Raw genomic sequence first — 20,479 nt, forward strand, 5'->3', positions numbered from 1 at the left:
TAGTTCCCGCCTCGCACTACGTGCTCGCCGGAAGGGGCTGTCAGAAAACATCGGCTTCGTTCGGGCGCGGTGGGGCCATCGGCTTCGCTTCGACGACGCGTCGGCTGAGCTAGTGATTCGGAAAGGCTACCGACGCCGAACAGAGCCAGCGGCAAACGAAGTACAACTAGGTGTTGAAAACGGCGAGCTGCTCTTTGAAGTGCCGCGGGCAACGAATATGACTGGTGGCTTTGCGAAGCGCCGCAGGCATTGAGCATAGCTGGTAGTTTTGCGAAGCGCCGCAAGGCATCAAGTGCGGCGAGTTGCCTTTTGAGGTGCCGCGGGTTCCGAATGCGGCGGGTAACCTTGTGAATTACCGCTGAGCGTAAAAACGGCGGCCGGTTTTGATGAACTACCGCGTCGGCGCGCGCAGCGCCGCCGGAAGAATGACAGCCTTGTCACCGGGGCGGAATGTGCGAGAGCACAGATTCCAGATGCACCACTACCGCGACTGCGCGGGGGACCCGCTTAAGAATTAGCGGTGTGAGCTGCTTTCTCTTGCCTACTTCTCTTTGCAGCAGCAAAGAGAAGTAGGTGCCCGCCCCGCACAGGGGCGACGCTAATAAACCACTAACAAATCAAGGAAAGGCCAACGCCGCAGGCATACAGACACTAAGCGCCGCGCAGGCAAACAGATCCAGGAAAGGCCAACGCCGTAGGCAAACAGACCAAGCGCCGAGCAGGCAAAAAAAGTCAGGTCGCCGCAGGCGCATTAGGCGCTCGCGAATTCCGCAAATACATCATCGTCGACAGCACGACTGCCAGTGCTGAAGCCACCGCTGCAAAAAGAAACACCTGCGCATAGCCGAACTCTCCCGCGATATACCCGGCCAACGGCCCAGTAATCCCCAGCGACAGATCAAGAAACACGGAATAAGCCGACAAAGCCGCGCCGCGGCTAGCAGGCGGCACAAGCCCAACCGCTTCAACGCCGAGCGCAGGGAACACCAAAGCAAACCCGAATCCGGTCAATGCCGCCCCAGCAAGGGCGATATGCGGCTCAGGCGCCAGCCACAACATCAACAGCCCGGCGCATTCAAACGAAAACGAAGCAATCGCGACCCGGAACCCACCGTAGGCCTTGATCGTGTTGGCGAACAACAGGCGCGCGCCGATGAACAGCGTGCCGAAAACAGTCAACGACAAAGCCGCATTGGGCCAATGCCGTGCGGCATAAAACAGCGTGATGAACGTTGCAATCGACCCAAAGCCGGCCGAGCCCAGCGCCAACCCGATCCCGTGCGGCAGCACCCGCGTCAACACGCTCCGGTACGACATCCGCTCGCCGTGCACGATCGGCACTGGCGCAATCGGCCGCGCCAGATAAAAACCGAGCGCCGCGAGCAGAATCACCAGAATGCCCAACGCGGCGAACCCGATCGTGTGCGCAATCGCCACGCCGAGCGGCGCGCCAACCGCGAGTGCACCATAAGTTGCGATACCGTTCCACGAAATCACCCGGGCATTGTTGCTCGTGCCCACCCGGCCAATGCCCCACAAAATTGCGCCGGTGCCGCACAGGCTTTCACCAAAGCCAAGCACGAGACGGCTGCACACCAACAATCCCAGGCTCAATATCGGCCAACGTCCGCACAACACGGCTAGCAGCAACAAAATCCCACTTGCGCCGCAACCCAGCAAGCCTATCGACACCGTCCGCTTCGGACCCAGCGTGTCGGCCGAGCGGCCGGCGAGCGGCCGCGATGCCAGCGTCGCCAGGTACTGCACGCTGATCGCCGCGCCGGCCAGGACCGCGCTGTAACCCAGGTCGTCGTGAACATAGCCAGGCAGCACGGCGAGCGGAATACCGATCGTCAGATAGCAAAGAAATGTGAAAAAGACGACCGGAATGATCTGCATGGTCGTCGCAAATTCGCTGCGAGGTGTCGCTGAGTCGGTGGACATGGGGAAAACGAGACTTGAAATCGGCGGGAAGGCGTGATTTTCCCATGGAACCGATTCCCTTGCAGGAGTTGCTTAATAATTTTGACGCCTAAAAAAGGGTGCCGGAGTCATATAGTCGTCCGTTTCCACCCTTCACGAGCAGTCCCTCCATGCGCAGTGAGTCAAGAGCGTCTAACCGGAGTCGGTTATAAATCTGCACTTTGTATAGAAATACGGCAAAACGGCCATATGGACATAAGCCAACCGACCCTCAAACCCATCTCTATATCGTTTCGCGAATATGTCCCGCATGCGATCCCTGCTATGGGTTGGTTTTATTGATGATGATAGTTTTCGAACCATCATCGCAGCACGTCCCAACGGACACAGAACATTGAGAGTAAAGAGACATGACTGAGCCGATTCGCTTCTACCATCGCAACGCAATCCGTGAGATCAAGGATGCGCCCGTCACCCGCACCGTCCTGCAGTATTTGCGCGAGGACGTGCATTGCACCGGCACCAAGGAAGGTTGCGCTGAAGGCGACTGCGGCGCGTGCACGGTCGTGATCGGCGAGCGCAACGAGGCGGGCGGCGTCGACTTCAAGGCGGTCAACGCCTGCATCCAGTTCGTGCCGACGTTGGACGGCAAAGCGCTCTACACCGTCGAAGACCTGCGTCAGCCGGACGGCTCGCTGCATCCGGTGCAGGAAGCGATGGTCGAGTGCCATGGCTCGCAATGCGGTTTCTGTACGCCGGGTTTCGTGATGTCGATGTGGTCGCTGTACGAAAAGCACGGCCATGAACATAGCTGCGCGAACAAGACCGTACCCTCGCGCGACGCGATCAGCAACGCACTGACCGGCAACCTGTGCCGCTGCACCGGCTATCGTCCGATCGTCGACGCCGCCGTGCGCATGTTCGAAGCGCCGGCACCGAAAGCGCCGGTCAATATCGAAGCGCTGTCGAAAGCGCTCGCCACGATCGAGCGCAAGGACACGTTCCACTACCAGCACGCCGGCCAGCAATTCGCCGCGCCGCGCACGGTTGAGGCGCTCGCCAAGATCAAGGAGGCCGAACCGGCCACGCGTATTCTCGCCGGCAGCACGGACATCGGCCTGTGGGTCACCAAGATGATGCGTGAGCTCGGCAACATCGTCTACGTCGGCCAGATCGCCGAGCTGCAAAAGCTCGAAACCAACGACGAATGGATCGAGATCGGCGCGGGTGTGAGCGTCGAACGGGCTTATGCGGAAATTGCGAAGCAATATCCGGAGCTCACCGAAATGTGGCAACGCTTCGCGTCGCTGCCGATTCGTAATGCCGGCACGCTCGGCGGCAATATCGCCAACGGTTCGCCAATCGGCGATTCGATGCCAGGCCTGATCGCCCTCGGCGCGCATGTGATTGTGCGCGGCGGCGACATCGAGCGCGAAATGCCGCTTGAGGACCTGTACCTCGCGTACCAGAAGAAGGACATGGCGGAGCACGAGTTCGTCGTCGGCCTGAAAGTGCCGTCGCGCACCGGCGTACGCAAGAACCTGCAGTTCCGCACGTACAAGCTGTCGAAGCGGTTCGACTCGGACATCTCGGCCGTGTGCGCCGCGTTCTCCTTCATCGCCGACGGCAATGTGATCCGCGAGCCGCGCATCGCGTTCGGCGGTATGGCCGCCACGTCGAAGCGCGCGACGCACGCTGAAGCCGTGCTGCGCGACGCCGAATGGCACGAAGCGACGGCGCAGGCCGCGATGCTCGCGCTCGGCAACGACTACGCGCCGCTGAGCGATATGCGCGCCACGAGCAACTACCGCCTCGAAGCAGCGAAAAACACGTTGTACCGCTTCTGGCTCGAAACGCGTCCGAACAATCCGCTGCCCAAGAGCGCACTGGATGTTCGTGCAGTTGCCGCCGCCTGCGCCCCGGCCGGCGCGAGCGCCTGAGAAGCCACGAATACGGAGAACACCAGAATGAATCAGCATGCCGAACCGTTCCTGAAAGACCTTCAGGATCTCGACGACTTTACCCAGGTCCACATTTCGCGTCCGCACGAATCCGCGCATTTGCACGTGAGCGGCCGCGCCACTTATACCGACGACATTCCGACGCTCGCCGGCACGCTGCACGCCGCGCTCGGCCTGTCGCCGAAAGCGCACGCGAAGATCGTGTCGATGTCGCTCGACAAAGTGCGCGCCACGCCCGGCGTGGTCGCGATCTTTACCGCGGACGATATCCCGGGCGTCAACGACGTCGGCCCGATCATCCACGGCGACGATCCGATTCTCGCCGACGGTCTTGTGCAATACGTCGGTCAGCCGATGTTCATCGTGGTTGCGACCTCGCATGAAACCGCGCGTCTGGCTGCGCGCCGCGCCGAAGTCGTGTACGAAGAATTGCCCGCGATTCTCACCGCGCAGCAGGCCCGCGCCGCGAATCAACACGTCTTGCCGCCGATGAAACTCGCGCGCGGCGAATCGGCTACGAAAATTGCCCGTGCGGCGCGTCGCGAAGCCGGCGAGATGCTGCTTGGCGGCCAGGAACAGTTCTATCTGGAAGGTCAGATTTCGTACGCGGTGCCGAAGGACGACGACGGCATGCACGTCTACTGTTCGACGCAACACCCGACCGAAATGCAGCACATGGTCGCGCATGCGTTGGGCGTGGCGTCGCACAACGTGCTGATCGAATGCCGCCGCATGGGCGGCGGTTTCGGCGGCAAGGAATCGCAATCGGGCCTGTTCGCCTGCTGCGCGGCGCTGGCTGCATGGAAGCTACTGTGCCCGGTCAAGCTGCGTCCGGACCGCGACGACGACATGATGGTCACCGGCAAACGCCACGATTTCCATTACACGTACGAAGTGGGCTACGACGACAAGGGTGTCATCGACGGCGTGAGCGTCGACATGACCTCGCGTTGCGGCTTCTCCGCCGACCTGTCCGGTCCGGTGATGACGCGCGCGCTGTGCCACTTCGACAACGCGTACTGGTTGTCCGACGTGACGATCGACGGCTTCTGCGGCAAGACCAATACGCAGTCGAATACCGCGTTCCGCGGCTTCGGCGGTCCGCAAGGCGCGTTCGCGATCGAATACATCATGGACAACGTCGCGCGGTCGGTGGGCGAAGATTCGCTCGACGTCCGCCGCCGCAATCTGTACGGCAAAACCGAGCGCAACCAGACGCCGTATGGTCAGGTGGTCGAAGACAATGTGATTCACGAACTGATCGACGAACTCGAAGCGACCAGCGAATACCGCGCGCGCCGTGCGGCGATCAATGAGTTCAACGCGAACAATGACGTGCTGAAGAAGGGCATGGCGCTGACGCCGGTCAAGTTCGGCATCGCGTTCAACGTGACCCACTTCAACCAGGCCGGTGCGCTGGTGCACATCTACACCGACGGTTCGGTGCTGGTGAACCACGGCGGCACCGAAATGGGCCAGGGTTTGAACACGAAGGTCGCGCAGGTCGTCGCGCATGAATTGGGCATTGGCTTTAACCGCATCCGCGTCACGGCCACCGATACGAGCAAGATCGCCAATACGTCGGCGACCGCTGCATCGACCGGTTCGGACCTGAACGGCAAGGCTGCGCAAGACGCCGCGCGCCAGTTGCGCGAACGCCTGTCGGCCTTTGCCGCCGAGCGTTTCGGCGCAGGGCAGGTGGCCGCTTCGGAAGTGCGTTTCGTGCACGACCGCGTGGTGGTCGGCGAGATGATCGTGCCGTTCGAAGAAGTGATCGCGAAGGCCTATGTCGCACGTGTCCAACTCTGGTCGGACGGCTTCTACGCAACGCCGAAGTTGTACTGGGATCAATCGAAGCTGCAGGGCCGGCCGTTCTACTACTACTCGTACGGCGCAGCTGTGTCGGAAGTGGTGATCGATACGCTGACCGGCGAAATGCGCGTGCTGCGCGCGGATGCCTTGCACGACGTGGGCGCATCGCTGAACCCGGCGCTCGACGTCGGCCAGGTGGAAGGTGCGTTCATTCAGGGCATGGGCTGGCTGACGACCGAAGAACTGTGGTGGAACACGGGCGGCAAGCTGATGACGCACGCACCGTCCACCTACAAGATTCCGACCGTCAACGATACGCCGCCGGACTTCCGCGTGCGTCTGTTCAAGAACCGCAATGCGGAGGACAGCATCCACCGTTCGAAGGCGACCGGCGAGCCGCCGCTGCTGCTGCCGTTCTCGGTGTTCTTTGCCGTGCGCGATGCGGTGTCGGCCGTGGGCGACCACAAGGTCAATCCGCCGCTGAATGCGCCCGCGACCAGCGAGGAAATCCTCAAGGCAGTCGGCGCGGTGCGGGCAGCCACTGTGGCAGCGCGGCAGTAAGCGCATGAGCATGGCGTGATCTCTGGGTCGCGCCATGAACCGCCTGAAAGTAGCCAGCTAAAAGGCAAATCGTGCAAATATCGAAACCAACTGGATTGATCGCCATGAACGACTTTTCTTCCGTTCAGATTGGCCGGCGCAGCGCCGTGGAGGCGCCGCGTCCGGCGCCGATGCACATCGTGCTGTTCGGCGCGGGACACGTCGGCCATGCGCTCGTCACGCTGCTCGGCAGCTTGCCGTGCGTCGTCCAGTGGGTCGATGAACGCGACGAACTGTTCCCTGACGAAACCCCTGCCAACGTGCAGATCGAAGCGACCGATTCGCCTGATGCGATCGTCGACACGGCGCCGCCCGGCGCGTATTTCCTTGTGATGACGCATAACCACGCGCTCGATTTTTCGCTCGCCGCGCGCATCATGCGGCGGCGCGATTTTACCTACTTCGGCATGATCGGGTCCAAGACGAAGCGCGTGAAATTCGAGCGTCGGTTGCTGGATCGCGGCGTGGATCTGGATCGGCTGGTGGAGATGACTTGCCCGATCGGCGTGACCGGCATTGTCGATAAAGCGCCTGCGTCGATCGCGGTCGCGGTATGTGCCGAGTTGCTGCAGATTCGTGCGCGCGAGGCCGCGGCGCAGGCGACGACGCAGAAACTCTGCGCGAGCGTGTAAGCGGGCAGAGCGAGGCGTCTGGCTCAGTGGCAACCTAAAGCGCCCGCCCAACCCCGCGAGACTTCAAACCAGGACGTCAGCCCGCCGCGGCTGACGTTTCCTTTTTCGGCGGCCGTTTTGCACGCCGCACCTTCTGAGCGATCAGCTCATCCGATACTTGCGACATCAACGTACGCAGCCAGCCGACATCGCTCGGCCGGTCCGGCTGCGGATGCCACAACTGATAGCACTTGATGCGCGGAAACGGAATCGGCACCTCGACCACCGCGAGCGGGAGGATGCTCGCGTAATGCGCCGCGAAACGGCGTGTCGTCGTGAAGATCAGATCCGATTGCAGCAGCGTTTGCGGCACGAGGCCGAAATAGGGCAGCGTGGCGACGATGCGCCGGTCGGCGCGGGCCCGTGCAAAGCCGATGTCGACGGCGCCGCCGCGCGCGCCGCTATACGGCGTCGGCGCGAGGTGCGGCGCGGCCAGATACGCTTCGCGCGTGAGCGGCGTGCGTGTCAGCGGATGATCGGCGCGCATCAGGCACACCACCGTATCGGAGAACAGATCGCTGCGCCCGAAACGTGGATCGGGTTTCGGCCAGTTGCCGATCACGAGATCGAGTTCGCCCGCGTCGAGCGCGGCGGAATGGTCGAGCATCGGGCTGAGCGAATCGATCTCCAGACGCGCATGAGGCGCCGCTTCGCGAAACTGCGCGATCACGGTGGGCATGAAGAAGTCGTTCAGATAATCCGGCGCGGCCACGCGGAAGGTACGGCGCGAGCGGCCCGGATCGAAGTCGCCGTGCGGCGTCGCCACGAAATCGACTTCGCGCAGCACACGTTGTGCCGAGGCCAGCAACGATTCGCCGTATTCGGTCGGCACCATGCCCGACTTGCCGCGCACGAGGATCGGGTCGTTCAGCGTCTCGCGCAGTTTGCGCAGCGCGGTGCTGATGGCGGGCTGGGTCTGATTCAGACGCAGCGCGGTTTGTGTGACGCTGCGCTCGACGAGCAGCGTGCGCAGCACGCGCACGAGCCAGATATCGAGGGAGGCGGCGGAGTCGTCGTCCATGGTTTAGGCGAGGCGATGCAAGCAGGTCGGGCCCGGATGAAGCGTCGTACGGAGCCGTCCGCGAGTCAGATCGCGAGAGCGGGGCGCAAAGGTTATAACCTTAGGCCTGTTTGCAGTACGGCGGCATAGCGGGCGCGGTATGGCCGGCATCAGGACGGGCTCTTTGACGCAATTACGGCAGCCGCGAAGCGCGCGGCATGCCTTATCTGCACAAATATTACGATTTACCTTCGTTTAATTGTCCGCCAGGCCTGAAGGCAGAAAACTGATCCGCTTCACTTCCTTCGAGTCGAGCCAGTTCGGCGTGCGTGCGCAATACAGCACCATGGGCAACGCGTCTTCGCCCCAGAACAATTGATCGTTCAGACGGAAGGTCGGTACGCCATAGACGCCCAGACCGATCGCATCCACGGTGTTGCGCTGCAATTGCGCTTTCACCTCTTCGTTCTTGATGAGTTCCGGGCCGTCCGGCATACCGACGCGCTCGCACAGTTCGGCGAACGCGGCAGCGCTCGACGGATCGCGGCCTTCACGCCAGATGAAACGGAAAATCTCGCGTACGAAGGCGATGTCGCCCTTCGCCGCGGTGGCGAGCAGGAGCGGCTTCATCGAGTCGAACGGATGGGCCGGCGGCATCTTGAACGGAATGCCGAGTTGCTCCGCCCGGAACAGCGCGTGGCGGTACATGAAGGTGCGCTTTGAGGGCACGCTGTAAGCCGGCCGCTGGCCCCAGTGGCTATACAACTCGTCCAGCACGACCGGCGTGAACGCGAAGTCGAAGCCCGGCCATTTGTCGTGTTGCTCGAGCAACAGATAGGTGAACGGCGAGACAAAGTCGTAAAACCACAGCGGTTGCCTGGCGTCAATGCCAACGGTCATAAATGTCTCCCGGATTGCCCTTTCCGAACGGTGTTGTCTGCTGGACCGTCGGAATTGTAATGATCTTACGCGGTGCAGCGGCCACTTGCACCGGTCAATATGACTTCGGCTCTGCGACGGCCGGCTCGGGGGACGTCGAATCCGGCTGCGGCCCGTCGCCGGGCTCGCCCGACGCGGCCTGCTGAGCCTCGCGGTTATGGGTGAGCCGCTCGCGTACGAAGCCGATATGCTCACGCAGCACGTAGAACTGGTCCGCATAGGCGAGCGGCATTTTCAGACCGTTCACCGACTCTTCGATCGCATCGAGCCGCTCGATCAGCGAGGCGCGCTCGGCGGCCGTATGCTCGCTGAGCGCGCTGCGTTCGATCGCGATCAGCGCGCCGTACCAGCGATAGATGCGCGATTTCACCCGCCACGCATACAGCGACGGCACGACGCGCAGCGCCGGAATCAGCAGCACGATCAGCGGCACCACGACCACCAGCAGCCGGTCCGCGAGACTCGCCAGCCAGAACGGCAGGACCCGGTAGAGGAAGCTCTTGCCTGACTTGTAGTAGCGGGCGGCGTCGTCGCTGACCGGGAAATCGTGGGCGAGCGGCGCGGGGAACTCGCCGGCACGCTGCATGATGTTCGCCTTGCCGTGAACCTCGCGTGCCGCTTCGATCAGCAGATCGGAAAGTGCGGGATGCAGCGAGTCGCGCGCCACCAGCTCAGCGGTCGGTGCAACCATGTGCATCGGTGCGGACGGCAGATTCTTGCCGAGGTCGAACGCGCCCATCGGGATTTCGAGCTGCGTCAGATACGGAAAACGGCGGGTATAGGCATCCGCTTGAGTGAAGTCGTAAAACTGCACATTCGGCGTGCGATTGAGCTTACCCATCACGGCGGGTTGCGCCGAATCGCCGGCCAGAAAAGCCGCGTCGACTTTGCCGGCGACCAGTGCCTGGGCTGCGTCGTCGCCGGAGAGCGGCAGGAGTTTGGTCGGGCCGCCAGGCACGATGCCATTGGCTTTGAGCAGCGCGAGCGCCAGTTCGCGCGTGCCGCTGCCCTCGGCGCCGACCGCCAGCCGCAAACCCTTGAATTCCGAGAGCCGCGCGACCGTCGGTCCGTGATAGAAGATTGCCAGCGGTACATAGGCCACGCTGCCGAGCGACATCAGGCCGTCGTGCGTCGAGCCGGGCGCGACGCCGTCCTGCACGAAGGCGACGTCGACGTTCGACTTCGGGTCTGAGAGACGCGTGAGATTCTGCAGCGAGCCTTCCGAGGGCAACACGTTCAGGGTGATACGGTTGCGCGCCAGAATCGTCTTGTACTTCTGCGCTGCGTTCCAGAAGGTGCTGCCTTCGGGGCCGGCGCTGATCGTCAGCGTACTGGGCGGGGCGGGCTGGATCAGGCGCACGGCGACCCAGATCGCCGCGGAGGCGACCAGCAGGATCGGCCCGAACGAGACCGCCAGATCGCGCCAGGAGATCGCCACAAAACGGGCGACGAGACGGGGAGGGCGTTTGCGGCCGGTGGCTGGCTTCATCAGGTGACGTGACGGCTACGGTCGAAAGTGAACAGGGTGGCGGCGCTCTGCGGCGCGCGAACCGGGGGCGAGGCGCGCGCCATGCCGGGCTCGCCGCCGCGAAAGACGCACAGGCCGCACGAGTCGCGCCGCAGCGCGCGTCGCGCCGATGGTACCCGAGAATCGCGCGGCGGCGCAGCGTCCAGCCGGGGCGGGCGCCGTCAAACCCGTAACAATTCGTGAACGGCGCGTGAACAGCGCGTGACCGACTTGTGACCGGCCGATGAACCCTTCCCGAACCAGAATATGAACGGCGCATGAATAAAACACGATCCATGCCCCCATGGCAACCAGCAGGCACCCTGAGGTACGACTAAACCCTTTGCGCTTCTGGCGCGGCTAGATTAAATTGTGCATCGCTGCCGCGAACAGATGTTTGCGCAGCGTGACCCGGCACGACAGACAAGAACCGGGCGCGCTGGCGGACTTCGCGGCTTGCCGGCTCCCGTACCGCATTGCATGCGTGGCATCGCATGCGGCTAATGGTGGCCGGCCTCTCTCGCCTCTCGCACACTGTGTTGCAGCCATAGTCGGCCGTCGCTGAGCCGCGCGTTGTCGCGTCGGAAGCATGGCCGCCGGTAGTCGTAACGAAGCCGCTTGTACATGCGGTCCAATGTGTAGCTAAGGAGAAGAGAAACTATGAAATCGGTCGGTTTTCTGAAAACGCTGGGCTCGGTCGTGGCAATGGTAGTGGCGTGCAACGTATACGCTCAGGCAAGCGATGCGACGGCTACAGGCACGACCGCAGCGCCGGCTGCAAGCGCCAAGTCCGTCAAGAAGGCCAATGGCCAACTGGGTCGCAAGGTGCGCAGCGCGCTCGCCAAGGCGCAAGGCATCGACGTCTCGAATATCGCCGTGCGGGCTCATGGCGGCGCCGTGACCTTGACGGGCTCGGTGCCTGACCAAGGCCAGATCGACGCTGCCGGCCAGGCGGCCAAGGGCGTCGCGGGCGTGACGTCGGTGTCGAACAAGCTGACCGTTGTGCAGCAGTAAGACAGTGGCAACGAGCAGGCCGCAATGAGCGGCTTGCAATAAGCGCACGAGGCGCCGGCAGGCGCGGAGGGCTGCATCGGAAAGGTGCATGCGATTCGACATCGCGATGCGTCAGTGCAATGCACGCCAGCGCGAGGGTTCCGGCGAATAGCCGGAGCCCTTTTTTTCGCTTTATTTTTCGTGGCGATGCTTTTTGAAACGGTGATGATGGGTCTGGTCAGTTCCGGGTTGAACCGCGGCATCGCAACGGCCCGTCTGTGTGCTGCGACACACTATTGACGCGCCGCTAAGCGTACTGTGAGGCAAGCGGACCCGGAGTCAAAGCCATGGAAACCACGCGTTTGCGTTATACCGATCTGCCGATCGGCGATCGGGCGGCTTTCGAACTAGTGTGCGCGCGGCACGGTTTTGCGCCGGCGCATTTCGACATCAGCGCTTGCGCGGATCCACTCGATGCCGCGCACGAACGCCTCGTCACGATTCGGCGCGGCGGCTGGGCGCAGTCCTATCACGAGCATCACGGCCAATGGGTCAGGCAGTTCGAGACCGACCTGACCTGCAGGTTTTTCAAATAGAAGTGGCCTGGGTGCGCTGGCATTTTTGCCAGTTGCGGAAGCCAGCCACCTGAGGCGGATGCTTCAAGCCGGTTATCGAGGCCGCCGCCTGTCAGGGCGCCGCTTCATGCCAGTACGAGGCGCACGCCGACCAGGGTGAGGGTGGCGGCGAGCACATTGCGCAGCAGCGCGTCCGGCGCGCGCGACGACAGATAACTGCCAACCGCGATGCCCGGCAATGACCCCACCAGCAGCGACAACAGCATCGACCAGTCGACCGAGCCCAGCAGCCAATGGCCCGCGCCCGCCAGCAGCGTGAGCGGAACCGCATGCGCGATATCGGAGCCGACGATGCGCGTGGTCGGCAGCAACGGATAGAGCAGCAACAACACCGTCACGCCGATGGCGCCCGCACCGACCGAAGTCAGCGACACCAGCACGCCCAGCACCGCGCCGGTCAGCATGGTGAGCGCGAGCGTGCGCCCTTGCCTGGGCGCGCGCTGGCGGCGTGCGCCGAGCGCCGCGAGTTGCGGGCGGAATACCAGGGCCACCGCCGTCACCAGCAGGGCGGCGCCGAGCACAATCTGGATCAGCCGGCTCGCGCCCGGTGTGTCCATCCCGTAACGATGCAGCAGAACCAGGGTGATGGTCGCCGCCGGCACGCTGCCGGCGGCCAGACGCAGTGTGATCTGCCAGTCGACGGAGCCTTTCAGGCCATGCACCAGCGTGCCGGTCGCCTTGGTGGCGGCGGCGTACAACAGATCGGTGCCGACCGCGGTGGCCGGATGCACGTTGAACAGCAGGACCAGGATCGGCGTCATCAGCGAGCCGCCGCCGACGCCCGTCAGGCCGACCAGAAAGCCAACGAACAGGCCGGAGACGGAGTACAGCAGATTGATGTGGGGAAGAGCCATTGGGCAGACCGCTGACGGTCGGGTGGGTGGACAGGTTAGGCGGCAAGGCCGGCGCGCGTCTGCCTTCGAGCGTCGGCGAATGTCGGCGACAGGCCCGCGGCGGCACGGCGAAAGCCGCTATTGTCGCAAAACTGCCGCGCTTGCGTACAAAGCACTACGACCGGCCCTGCTGCACCGCCTGCATCCGGTCGATCAGCGCCAGCACTTCGGGCCGGCGCTCGCCCTTTGCATGCCGCCGCCAAACCTCACTCAAAGTGCACGGCGAATCTCGACGATGCCGAACGCCGCCAGCGTGAATCCGACGATCCGGTCGATCGCGAGGCGCAGCTTGCTGCCGATCGCGTGACGCGCGAGCGACACCACGGTCACGAGAAAACACCACCACGCGATCGAACCGCAAAACACGCCACCGACCGTGGTCAGCGCGATGCTCGATGAAAACGCCCCACGCGGCGCGAGCGTCGTGAACAGCGCGGCGAACATGATGACGGTTTGCGGATTCGTCAACGTGAGCAGCAACGAACTCGCATACGCGCGCAGCGCGCCGGCGCGGCCCACCTGCGCGAGCTTGCCGTTGCTGTCGCCATTACCGTTGGCCGCGTCGGCGGGCGCCTTTTGCAGCAAGGTGCGCACGCCGAGATAAAGCAGAAACAGACCGGCGAGCAGATGCAAGGGTCGGTCGTAGGCGAGCATGAACTGCGAGATGCCGACGAGGCCAAGCGCCGCGATCAGGCCATACACCGCATCGCCTGTCGCAATACCGAAGCCGATGGCGAGCCCTGCGCGCGGACCGCCCGTAAGTGTGCGGCGAATGCACAGCATGCCCATTGGCCCGACCGGCGCGGCAATCGCGAGGCCGACGCCCGCGGAGGTGACGAAGAGACTGGCTGTGGACATGGGAAACCTTTATGGGTTGTTCTGGTTCGTGGTGAGTCGTACCGCGCTTTTCGCTAGCGAACGTGCGAACGTGCGACCGGGCGACCGGGCGTCAGGCCGGCGCGCCGTCAAGCATAGCCAGACCGAAAATCCCGAGCAAGGCTGCGAGCGGCAAGCAGCGCGACGCCGCACCGCGTTAACCTGCGCAGTCTGACATACGTTCAACCTTCGCAAGTCAGCGCGCGATCAACAGCGCAAACCCACACGCCGGCGGTGGATACCCTGGGATGGACTCAGCCTCCGCCTTCCTCGGGCATAATTTTCCCACTTCATATTGCCGGGGCATCCCCGTTCATGTGGCAAATCGATCAGGTGACATTGCGCTTGTTCATCGCCGTCTGCGAGGAAGGCACGATTGCGCGTGCGGCCGAACGCGAGTTCATCGCGCCGTCCGCCGTCAGCAAGCGGCTCGCCGATCTCGAAGCGTTGGTCGACGTCGCCCTGCTCTCGCGCAGCCAGCGCGGCGTGCGCGCGACCGCCGCCGGTGAAGCGCTGCTCAGGCATGCACGTCTCATCATGCGCGGCCACGAACGGTTGCAGGCGGAGCTCAGCGAATATGCGGCTGGCGCACGCGGTCATGTACGGGTGCTGGCGAATGTGTCGTCGATGGTCGAGTTTCTGCCCGAGGCGTTGGCGGTGTTTCTGAAAGCCAATCCGCAGGTTCGTGTCGATGTCGAAGAGCGCGTCAGCACCGAGATCGTGCGCGGTCTGGAAGAGGGGGTGGCCGATCTCGGCATCTGCCGCGATGCGGTGCCGATGGGCGGTCTCGACGTGCTGCAGTATCGCTCCGATCATCTCGCGCTGATTGTGCCGCGCGATCATCCACTGGCCGGTGAGGCCGCAATCAGCTTCGCGCAGACGCTGGCGTTCGATCATCTCGGGCTCGCATCGAACGCATCGGTGAACGCGTTGATGCAGCGCATTGCGTTGGAAAAAGGCCACGAGCTCAACTATCGAACCTACGTCTCGACCTTCGACGCCGCGTATCGTTTTATCCAGGCGGGCCTTGCGGTCGCGATCCTGCCGGGCGAGGCGCTGCCCAGGCATGCCGCCAACGAATACGGCATCGTCGCCGTACCGTTGCGTGAAGCGTGGGCAGAGCGGCGCTTCGTGATCTGCATGCGCGACCGCAATGCGCTGACGCTGACGGCGTCGCACTTACTCGACCATTTGCTGCGCTCGGTTTGAGCGCAGTCTAACTACCCTCTGAAAAGCCCTTAAGGGTTTCCCCCTTGCGACGGCGAACGCCCGTCCTGCTTGCCTGCGCCGCCATCGCGAGCGGCGATGGAGTGCGTCGTCAACGCAGACTTTGCCGCGCGATCGCGGCGGGGCACGCTGTCACTCAGCTGCTTCATTCCCTGCATTCCACGCACGATTCAAGACCGGGATTCAAGACCATGAGTGACACCCACGAGCGCGTCGTCGTGACCGAAGTCGGCATGCGCGACGGCCTGCAAAGCATTGCCCGCACGATGCCCACCGAGTCCAAGCGGCGCTGGATCGACGCTGCCTATGCCGCCGGCGTGCGGCATATGGAAGTCGCGTCGTTCGTGCCGGCGAAGCTGCTGCCGCAAATGGCCGACGCCGACGAAGTGATCGCCCACGCGCTCACCTACGACGATCTGATCGTGACGGCGTTGGTACCGAACCTGAAGGGCGCACAACGCGCGCTCGAGTCCGGTGTACATCGGATCGTCGCGCCGATTTCGGTGAGCACGGCGCATAGCCTGGCCAATGTTCGCAAGACGCCTGCCGAGATGATCGAAGTATTTGCCGCGATGCGCGAGTTGATCGACAGCGCGGCTAGCGCGAACACGCGGCGTGTCGAACTGATCGCTGGATTGTCGACGGTATTCGGTTGCACGCTGCAAGGCGCGGTGCCTTACGCCGATATCGCCACGATTGCGCGCGCCGCGTTGCAGGCGGGCGCCGACGTCATTGCACTCGGCGACACCACCGGCGAGGCGACGCCGCGCCAGGTCGGCGAAATCATCGAACTGGTGCGTGAAGTCGCTGGCAGCAAGCTGCGTTCGCTGCATTTCCATGACACGCGTGGCCTCGGTCTTGCGAATACGCTGATCGCGCTGCAGCACGGCATCCGCGAATTCGACGCGTCGCTGGCCGGCCTTGGCGGCTGTCCCCATGCGCCGGGTGCGACCGGCAACGTGAACACCGAAGACCTCGTGTTCATGCTCGACAGCATGGGCTACGACACCGGTATTGACCTCGCCAGACTCATCGCATCGCGCGACATACTCGCCGACGCGTTACCCGGCGAACCGCTGTACGGCTATCTGGCGCGTGCCGGTTTGCCGAAGCAATTCAGCGTCGTCGCTCAACGTTTTGATCCGTCCGAATCACAGGTGCAGTCATGAATCCGTTTTCTTCTACGTCCGCTTCCTCAGCTTCTTCCGCCCCTGCGTCTTCGGCGGAGCAGCAGAGCGCGTTGCCGCTTGCGGGCATTCGCGTGGTCGAGTTGTCGCATATGGTGATGGGGCCGACATGCGGGATGATTCTTGGCGACCTCGGCGCTGAAGTCATCAAGGTCGAGCCGCCGCGCGGTGACGGTACGCGCCGTCTGCTCGGTACAGGTGCGGGCTTCTTTCGCACCTTCAATCGCAACAAGAAGAGTGTCGCGCTCGATCTCGAAAGCGAAGCGGGACTGGCCGCGCTGCACAAGCTGGTCGACACCGCCGACGTATTCGTCGAGAACTTCAAGCCGGGCCGCATGGCGAGCCTGGGCCTCGATTACGCGTCGCTGCGCGAACGCAATCCCAAGCTGATTTACGTCTCGCATAAGGGCTTTCTGAACGGTCCGTACGAACACCGTCTCGCGCTCGACGAAGTCGTGCAGATGATGGCCGGCCTCGCCTACATGACCGGGCCGGTAGGCCGGCCGTTGCGTGCCGGCAGTTCGGTCAACGACATCATGGGCGGCATGTTCGGCGCGATCGGTGTGCTTGCCGCGTTGCACGAACGGCATACGAGCGGACGCGGCAAGGAAGTGCAGAGCGCGCTGTTCGAAAACTGCGTGCTGCTCTCCGCGCAACACATGCAGCAGTTCGCCGCGACCGGTGTGCCCGCTGCGCCGATGCCCGAGCGCATTAGCGCATGGGCCGTCTACGACGTGTTCCGGCTTGCCAACGACGAGCAGATGTTTATTGCCGCCACCGGCGATGGGCAGTGGCGCGCGCTGTGCGCGATTCTCGGCCGCGCCGACCTGCTGGCCGACTCGCGCCTCGCGACCAATAACGATCGCGTGCTGGCGCGCGAATGGTTGCTGAAGACGCTCGGCGAAACCTTGAGTGGCTTCGAAGGCGCGGCGCTCGTGCCATTGTTTGAGCGCGATCACATTCCGTTCGCGTCGATCACGAAACCCGAAGACCTGTTCGACGATCCGCATCTGAACCAGAGCGGCGGGCTTGCGCGACTGACGCTCGATGATGGAAGCGAAACCGCGATGCCCCTGCTGCCGATTTCGATGGACGGTGCCCGTCTGCAACCGCGTCAGCCGATCGCAAAGATCGGCGAGCACACCGCTGATGTGCTGCGTGGGTTGGGCTACGACGAAGTACAGATCGCGGCGTTGGGCGGTGGTGTGGCACAGGCGCCGCGAGCAGCGGCGTGAGCGTAGCGACGCATGAGGCGTCAAGCAAAGCTGCCAGGGCACAACGACCCGTGAGGCATCCTGCGCAAACGCCTGAGCGTAGCGACCTTGCTTGTGGGCGTTCGACGCGTCGAGCGTAGTCAACCAATCTTATCCGGCGTCAGACCGGAATTCATGGAGACAGACGATGAAATCGTCGAATCAAGTGGTGTATGCGACAGCGGTCGGCGATGCCGGCGCGCTAGGTGGTTTGCCCTCAGGCGCCGGCGCATCGGCGGGCGACCACGCTCACGAGATCGCGCTGGATGGCGCGCGCATTTCCGCGCGGCTCGACCGCTTGCCCGCCACGCGCTCGATCTGGCAACTGGTGATGTTGCTGAGCCTCGGCCTCTTCTTCGAACTGTACGACCTGATGTTCTCCGGCTACATTGCCCCGGGCCTCGTGCGCAGCGGCATTCTCACCGCGACGACGCATGGACTGTTCGGCACCAGCGGCGTGGCGAGTTTCATCGCTGCGTTATTCGCGGGCCTGTTTATCGGCACGGCGGCCTGCGGTTTTCTTGCCGACCGCTTCGGGCGGCGCGCCATCTTCACATGGTCGCTGCTTTGGTACACGGCGGCCAACATCATCATGGCGTTCCAGGACACGGCGCTTGGGCTCAATCTCTGGCGCTTCATCGCGGGGATCGGCATCGGCGTGGAGATCGTAACGATTGGCACATACATCTCCGAGCTCGTGCCGAAACATGTCCGTGGCCGCGCGTCGGCCTTTTCGCAAGCGGTCGGTTTCTGCGCGGTGCCGATCGTCGCGTTTCTATCGTATCTGCTGGTGCCGCACCGTTACTTTGGCCTCGACGGCTGGCGTCTGGTTGTGTTGACCGGCGTAGTGGGCGCCATTGTGGTGTGGTGGATTCGTCTGCGTTTGCCGGAGAGCCCACGCTGGCTCGCACAGAAGGGCCGCATCGAGGAAGCCGACGCGGTGATGAAGCGACTTGAAGCGCGTGTCGAACGAGAATATGGACGGCCTTTGCCGGAGCCGGCATTGCCTGAACCGGTGCGCGCGCGTGCGGCGTTTCGCGATCTGCTGGTGCCACCGTATCGCAAGCGCACGCTGATGCTGATCATTTTTCACGTGTTCCAGACGATGGGTTATTACGGCTTCGCGAACTGGATTCCGACGTTGCTGATCAGGCAGGGCATTACGGTCACGACGAGTTTGATGTACGCGAGCATCATTGCGATTGCGGCGCCCCTTGGGCCGTTGCTGGGGATGCTGATTGCCGACCGCTTTGAGCGTAAGACGGTGATTATCTGCATGGCAGCGGTGAACGTGGTGTGCGGGCTGCTGTTCAGCCAGGCGCGGGAGACTGTGTTGCTCGTGAGCTTGGGTGTGTGTCTTGTGCTGGCGGGCAACATTATTTCGTATAGCTATCACGCATATCAGGCGGAGCTGTTTCCGACCAGTATTCGGGCGCGGGCCGTGGGATTTGTATATTCGTGGAGCCGGCTTTCGGCTATGTTTTCCGCGTTTGTGATTGCGGGATGCTTGAGCCGGTTTGGTGTGAACGGGGTGTTTGTGTTTATTTCAGGCGCGATGGTGATCGTCATGCTGGCCATCGGGACGCTTGGGCCGAAGACGCGGGATGTCGCGTTGGAGGATATTTCGAGGTAATGCCTGGGTGATGGGTGACGCCCGCCTGGCGGGGCGGGCTTACTCGCTTAGTGTTTCTTTTGTGTCGCCGATGTGCTCGGTGCTACGCGGATCGGCGGCGCGCCGGACGGCGAAGTGGCCGGTTTCAGTTTCTTCTCCTGTTTCGGTTTCTTCGCTTCGCGGTTACTGCGTACTTGACCTTTTGCCATGATGGACCCCCCAGTTGGCGTTGGCGCTCCGTATGGGAGCAGTGGAGTAGTGTGCGCTGATTTTGGGGTTTAGGGGTGGGTTTTCGGTTTTTGCCTGCTCGGCGCTTTCGTCTGGTTGCCTATGGCGTGAACTGCACCCCAACGGTTGAATCGCTGTCCAACTTTTGGGGCGCAGTTCAGCAATCGCACCTTTTTCTTTAGGGCTAACCGATGCGGTAGACCCTGGGGCACTTGGAGGGGGCGACGCACGGCTATATCACGCCCGCACGGTCTATCAACGCGGTCAGGTGGCACGATCCAAGCTGGCGATCGGCATTCCTTTTCAACTCGAAGGGCATGCACTGCTGTGCGGACAGACGAGCCATCGTGACGGCCTGCATGTATTTTCCGGCGATGGTGGATTCGAGTTCTTATCGCCCGACAAGCACGTCGTGGTGAATCTGGAGATCGAGCCTGGCGCGATTGGCGATGAACTGGTGCGCTCGCAGGTCGATGAAATTACGTCGCTGCTGGGCGCGAAGCCTGGCGTATTGAATATCGATCCCGCCAGATTGCAGGGCTTTCGCGCGGTATTGAAGCAATTGCTCGACGCTGTCGCCGCGACGCCGACTTTGCTCGATGACGTAGGAGTCGCTGCGTCGTTCGAGAAGTCGGTGATCTTTGGTCTCGCTGAGACATTGCAGGGCATGCAGGATGTGGATCCGCACGGAAGTGTTGAGGCGCGTACCGCGCGGAACTGGCAACTCGTACGAGGGATTCGCGAGGTGGTGGAAGAGTCGCCGGATTGCCCACTGTCTGTTGCCGAACTATGTGCGCGGTTTCATGCGAGCCGGCGAACGTTGCAGTATGCGTTTGAGGATACCCTCGGGGTGAATCCGTCGGCTTATATCCGTGCCGTTCGCCTTGATCATGTGCGGCGCGAACTAAGAGGCGCCGCATCCGTTACCGAAGTTGCTACCCGATGGGGGTTCTGGCATTTCGGGAATTTCTCGAATGAGTATCGCGGGCAATTCGGGGAATTGCCATCGGAGACCTGGCGCCGCAGTAGGGTCCGCGCAGGTTGAAGTTGAGTTCATGCCGACCGCCAAGCTTGCCCGCGAGAAAAACCGCAGGAGGCAATAAAAAAGGCGCGATTTGAACGCGCCTTCTTGGCTGCGGCGACGCGGCGGCCGTTATTGTTG

Annotated in this window: 16 protein-coding genes; 10 read left to right on the forward strand and 6 right to left on the reverse strand. The window is 62.9% G+C overall.

Features of this window, described 5'->3' with window-relative positions:
• Nucleotides 1–732: 732 nt before the first annotated feature.
• Nucleotides 733–1,944, reverse strand: a complete 1,212-nt coding sequence (locus KHO31_RS21380) for an MFS transporter (RefSeq protein WP_201108238.1) — start codon at nucleotides 1,942–1,944, stop codon at nucleotides 733–735.
• Nucleotides 1,945–2,333: 389 nt separating this feature from the next.
• Here KHO31_RS21380 and xdhA point away from each other — a divergent pair, with 389 nt between their 5' ends.
• The 3 genes from xdhA to xdhC all read left to right on the forward strand — a co-directional run bounded on the left by xdhA (nucleotide 2,334) and on the right by xdhC (nucleotide 6,928).
• Nucleotides 2,334–3,863, forward strand: coding sequence for a xanthine dehydrogenase small subunit (gene xdhA / locus KHO31_RS21385; RefSeq protein WP_201108239.1), 1,530 nt, complete (start codon nucleotides 2,334–2,336; stop codon nucleotides 3,861–3,863).
• A 27-nt stretch (nucleotides 3,864–3,890) separates the two neighbouring features.
• Nucleotides 3,891–6,257, forward strand: a complete 2,367-nt coding sequence (gene xdhB / locus KHO31_RS21390; protein ID WP_201080319.1) for a xanthine dehydrogenase molybdopterin binding subunit — start codon at nucleotides 3,891–3,893, stop codon at nucleotides 6,255–6,257.
• A 104-nt stretch (nucleotides 6,258–6,361) separates the two neighbouring features.
• Nucleotides 6,362–6,928, forward strand: coding sequence for a xanthine dehydrogenase accessory protein XdhC (xdhC, locus tag KHO31_RS21395; protein ID WP_201080321.1), 567 nt, complete (start codon nucleotides 6,362–6,364; stop codon nucleotides 6,926–6,928).
• 76 nt (nucleotides 6,929–7,004) lie between these two features.
• Here xdhC and KHO31_RS21400 read toward each other — a convergent pair whose 3' ends face one another.
• From KHO31_RS21400 to KHO31_RS21410, 3 genes are all read right to left on the reverse strand, one after another.
• Entirely contained in the window at nucleotides 7,005–7,988 is a 984-nt protein-coding gene (locus tag KHO31_RS21400) for a LysR substrate-binding domain-containing protein (RefSeq protein ID WP_201080323.1), read from the reverse strand.
• A 234-nt stretch (nucleotides 7,989–8,222) separates the two neighbouring features.
• Entirely contained in the window at nucleotides 8,223–8,867 is a 645-nt protein-coding gene (locus KHO31_RS21405) for a 2-hydroxychromene-2-carboxylate isomerase (protein WP_201086282.1), read from the reverse strand.
• Nucleotides 8,868–8,961: 94 nt separating this feature from the next.
• On the reverse strand, nucleotides 8,962–10,395 hold the full coding sequence (locus tag KHO31_RS21410) for a TAXI family TRAP transporter solute-binding subunit (RefSeq protein WP_236060879.1): 1,434 nt from the start codon (nucleotides 10,393–10,395) through the stop codon (nucleotides 8,962–8,964).
• 678 nt (nucleotides 10,396–11,073) lie between these two features.
• Between KHO31_RS21410 and KHO31_RS21415 the strand changes: the two genes are divergently transcribed.
• Together KHO31_RS21415 and KHO31_RS21420 are read left to right on the forward strand one after the other, a co-directional pair.
• Nucleotides 11,074–11,427, forward strand: a complete 354-nt coding sequence (locus KHO31_RS21415) for a BON domain-containing protein (protein WP_201080329.1) — start codon at nucleotides 11,074–11,076, stop codon at nucleotides 11,425–11,427.
• Between the two features lie 326 nt (nucleotides 11,428–11,753).
• Entirely contained in the window at nucleotides 11,754–12,002 is a 249-nt protein-coding gene (locus tag KHO31_RS21420; RefSeq protein ID WP_201080331.1) for a hypothetical protein, read from the forward strand.
• A gap of 104 nt (nucleotides 12,003–12,106) precedes the next feature.
• Here the strand turns inward: KHO31_RS21420 and KHO31_RS21425 are convergent, their stop codons facing one another.
• A complete protein-coding gene (locus tag KHO31_RS21425; RefSeq protein WP_201080334.1) occupies nucleotides 12,107–12,895 on the reverse strand; it encodes a sulfite exporter TauE/SafE family protein in 789 nt (262 codons plus the stop codon).
• A gap of 249 nt (nucleotides 12,896–13,144) precedes the next feature.
• Nucleotides 13,145–13,792, reverse strand: coding sequence for a LysE family translocator (locus KHO31_RS21430; protein WP_201080336.1), 648 nt, complete (start codon nucleotides 13,790–13,792; stop codon nucleotides 13,145–13,147).
• Nucleotides 13,793–14,125: 333 nt separating this feature from the next.
• Between KHO31_RS21430 and KHO31_RS21435 the strand changes: the two genes are divergently transcribed.
• The 5 genes from KHO31_RS21435 to KHO31_RS21455 all read left to right on the forward strand — a co-directional run bounded on the left by KHO31_RS21435 (nucleotide 14,126) and on the right by KHO31_RS21455 (nucleotide 20,362).
• Nucleotides 14,126–15,019, forward strand: a complete 894-nt coding sequence (locus KHO31_RS21435) for a LysR substrate-binding domain-containing protein (protein ID WP_211624112.1) — start codon at nucleotides 14,126–14,128, stop codon at nucleotides 15,017–15,019.
• 209 nt (nucleotides 15,020–15,228) lie between these two features.
• Nucleotides 15,229–16,206: a hydroxymethylglutaryl-CoA lyase gene (locus tag KHO31_RS21440; RefSeq protein WP_211620508.1), complete on the forward strand. Its 978-nt coding sequence runs from the start codon at nucleotides 15,229–15,231 to the stop codon at nucleotides 16,204–16,206.
• The gene (locus tag KHO31_RS21445; protein ID WP_201086285.1) at nucleotides 16,203–17,459 is read left to right on the forward strand and encodes a CaiB/BaiF CoA transferase family protein; all 1,257 of its coding nucleotides are present in this window, start codon (nucleotides 16,203–16,205) and stop codon (nucleotides 17,457–17,459) included. The genes KHO31_RS21440 and KHO31_RS21445 overlap by 4 nt, the downstream gene beginning before the upstream one ends.
• Nucleotides 17,460–17,625: 166 nt before the next feature.
• Entirely contained in the window at nucleotides 17,626–19,110 is a 1,485-nt protein-coding gene (locus KHO31_RS21450; protein WP_201086286.1) for an MFS transporter, read from the forward strand.
• Between the two features lie 475 nt (nucleotides 19,111–19,585).
• A complete protein-coding gene (locus tag KHO31_RS21455; RefSeq protein ID WP_328822731.1) occupies nucleotides 19,586–20,362 on the forward strand; it encodes a helix-turn-helix domain-containing protein in 777 nt (258 codons plus the stop codon).
• Nucleotides 20,363–20,479 lie beyond the last annotated feature (117 nt).

The organism is Paraburkholderia domus, from assembly GCF_905220705.1.
Classification (GTDB): domain Bacteria; phylum Pseudomonadota; class Gammaproteobacteria; order Burkholderiales; family Burkholderiaceae; genus Paraburkholderia; species Paraburkholderia domus.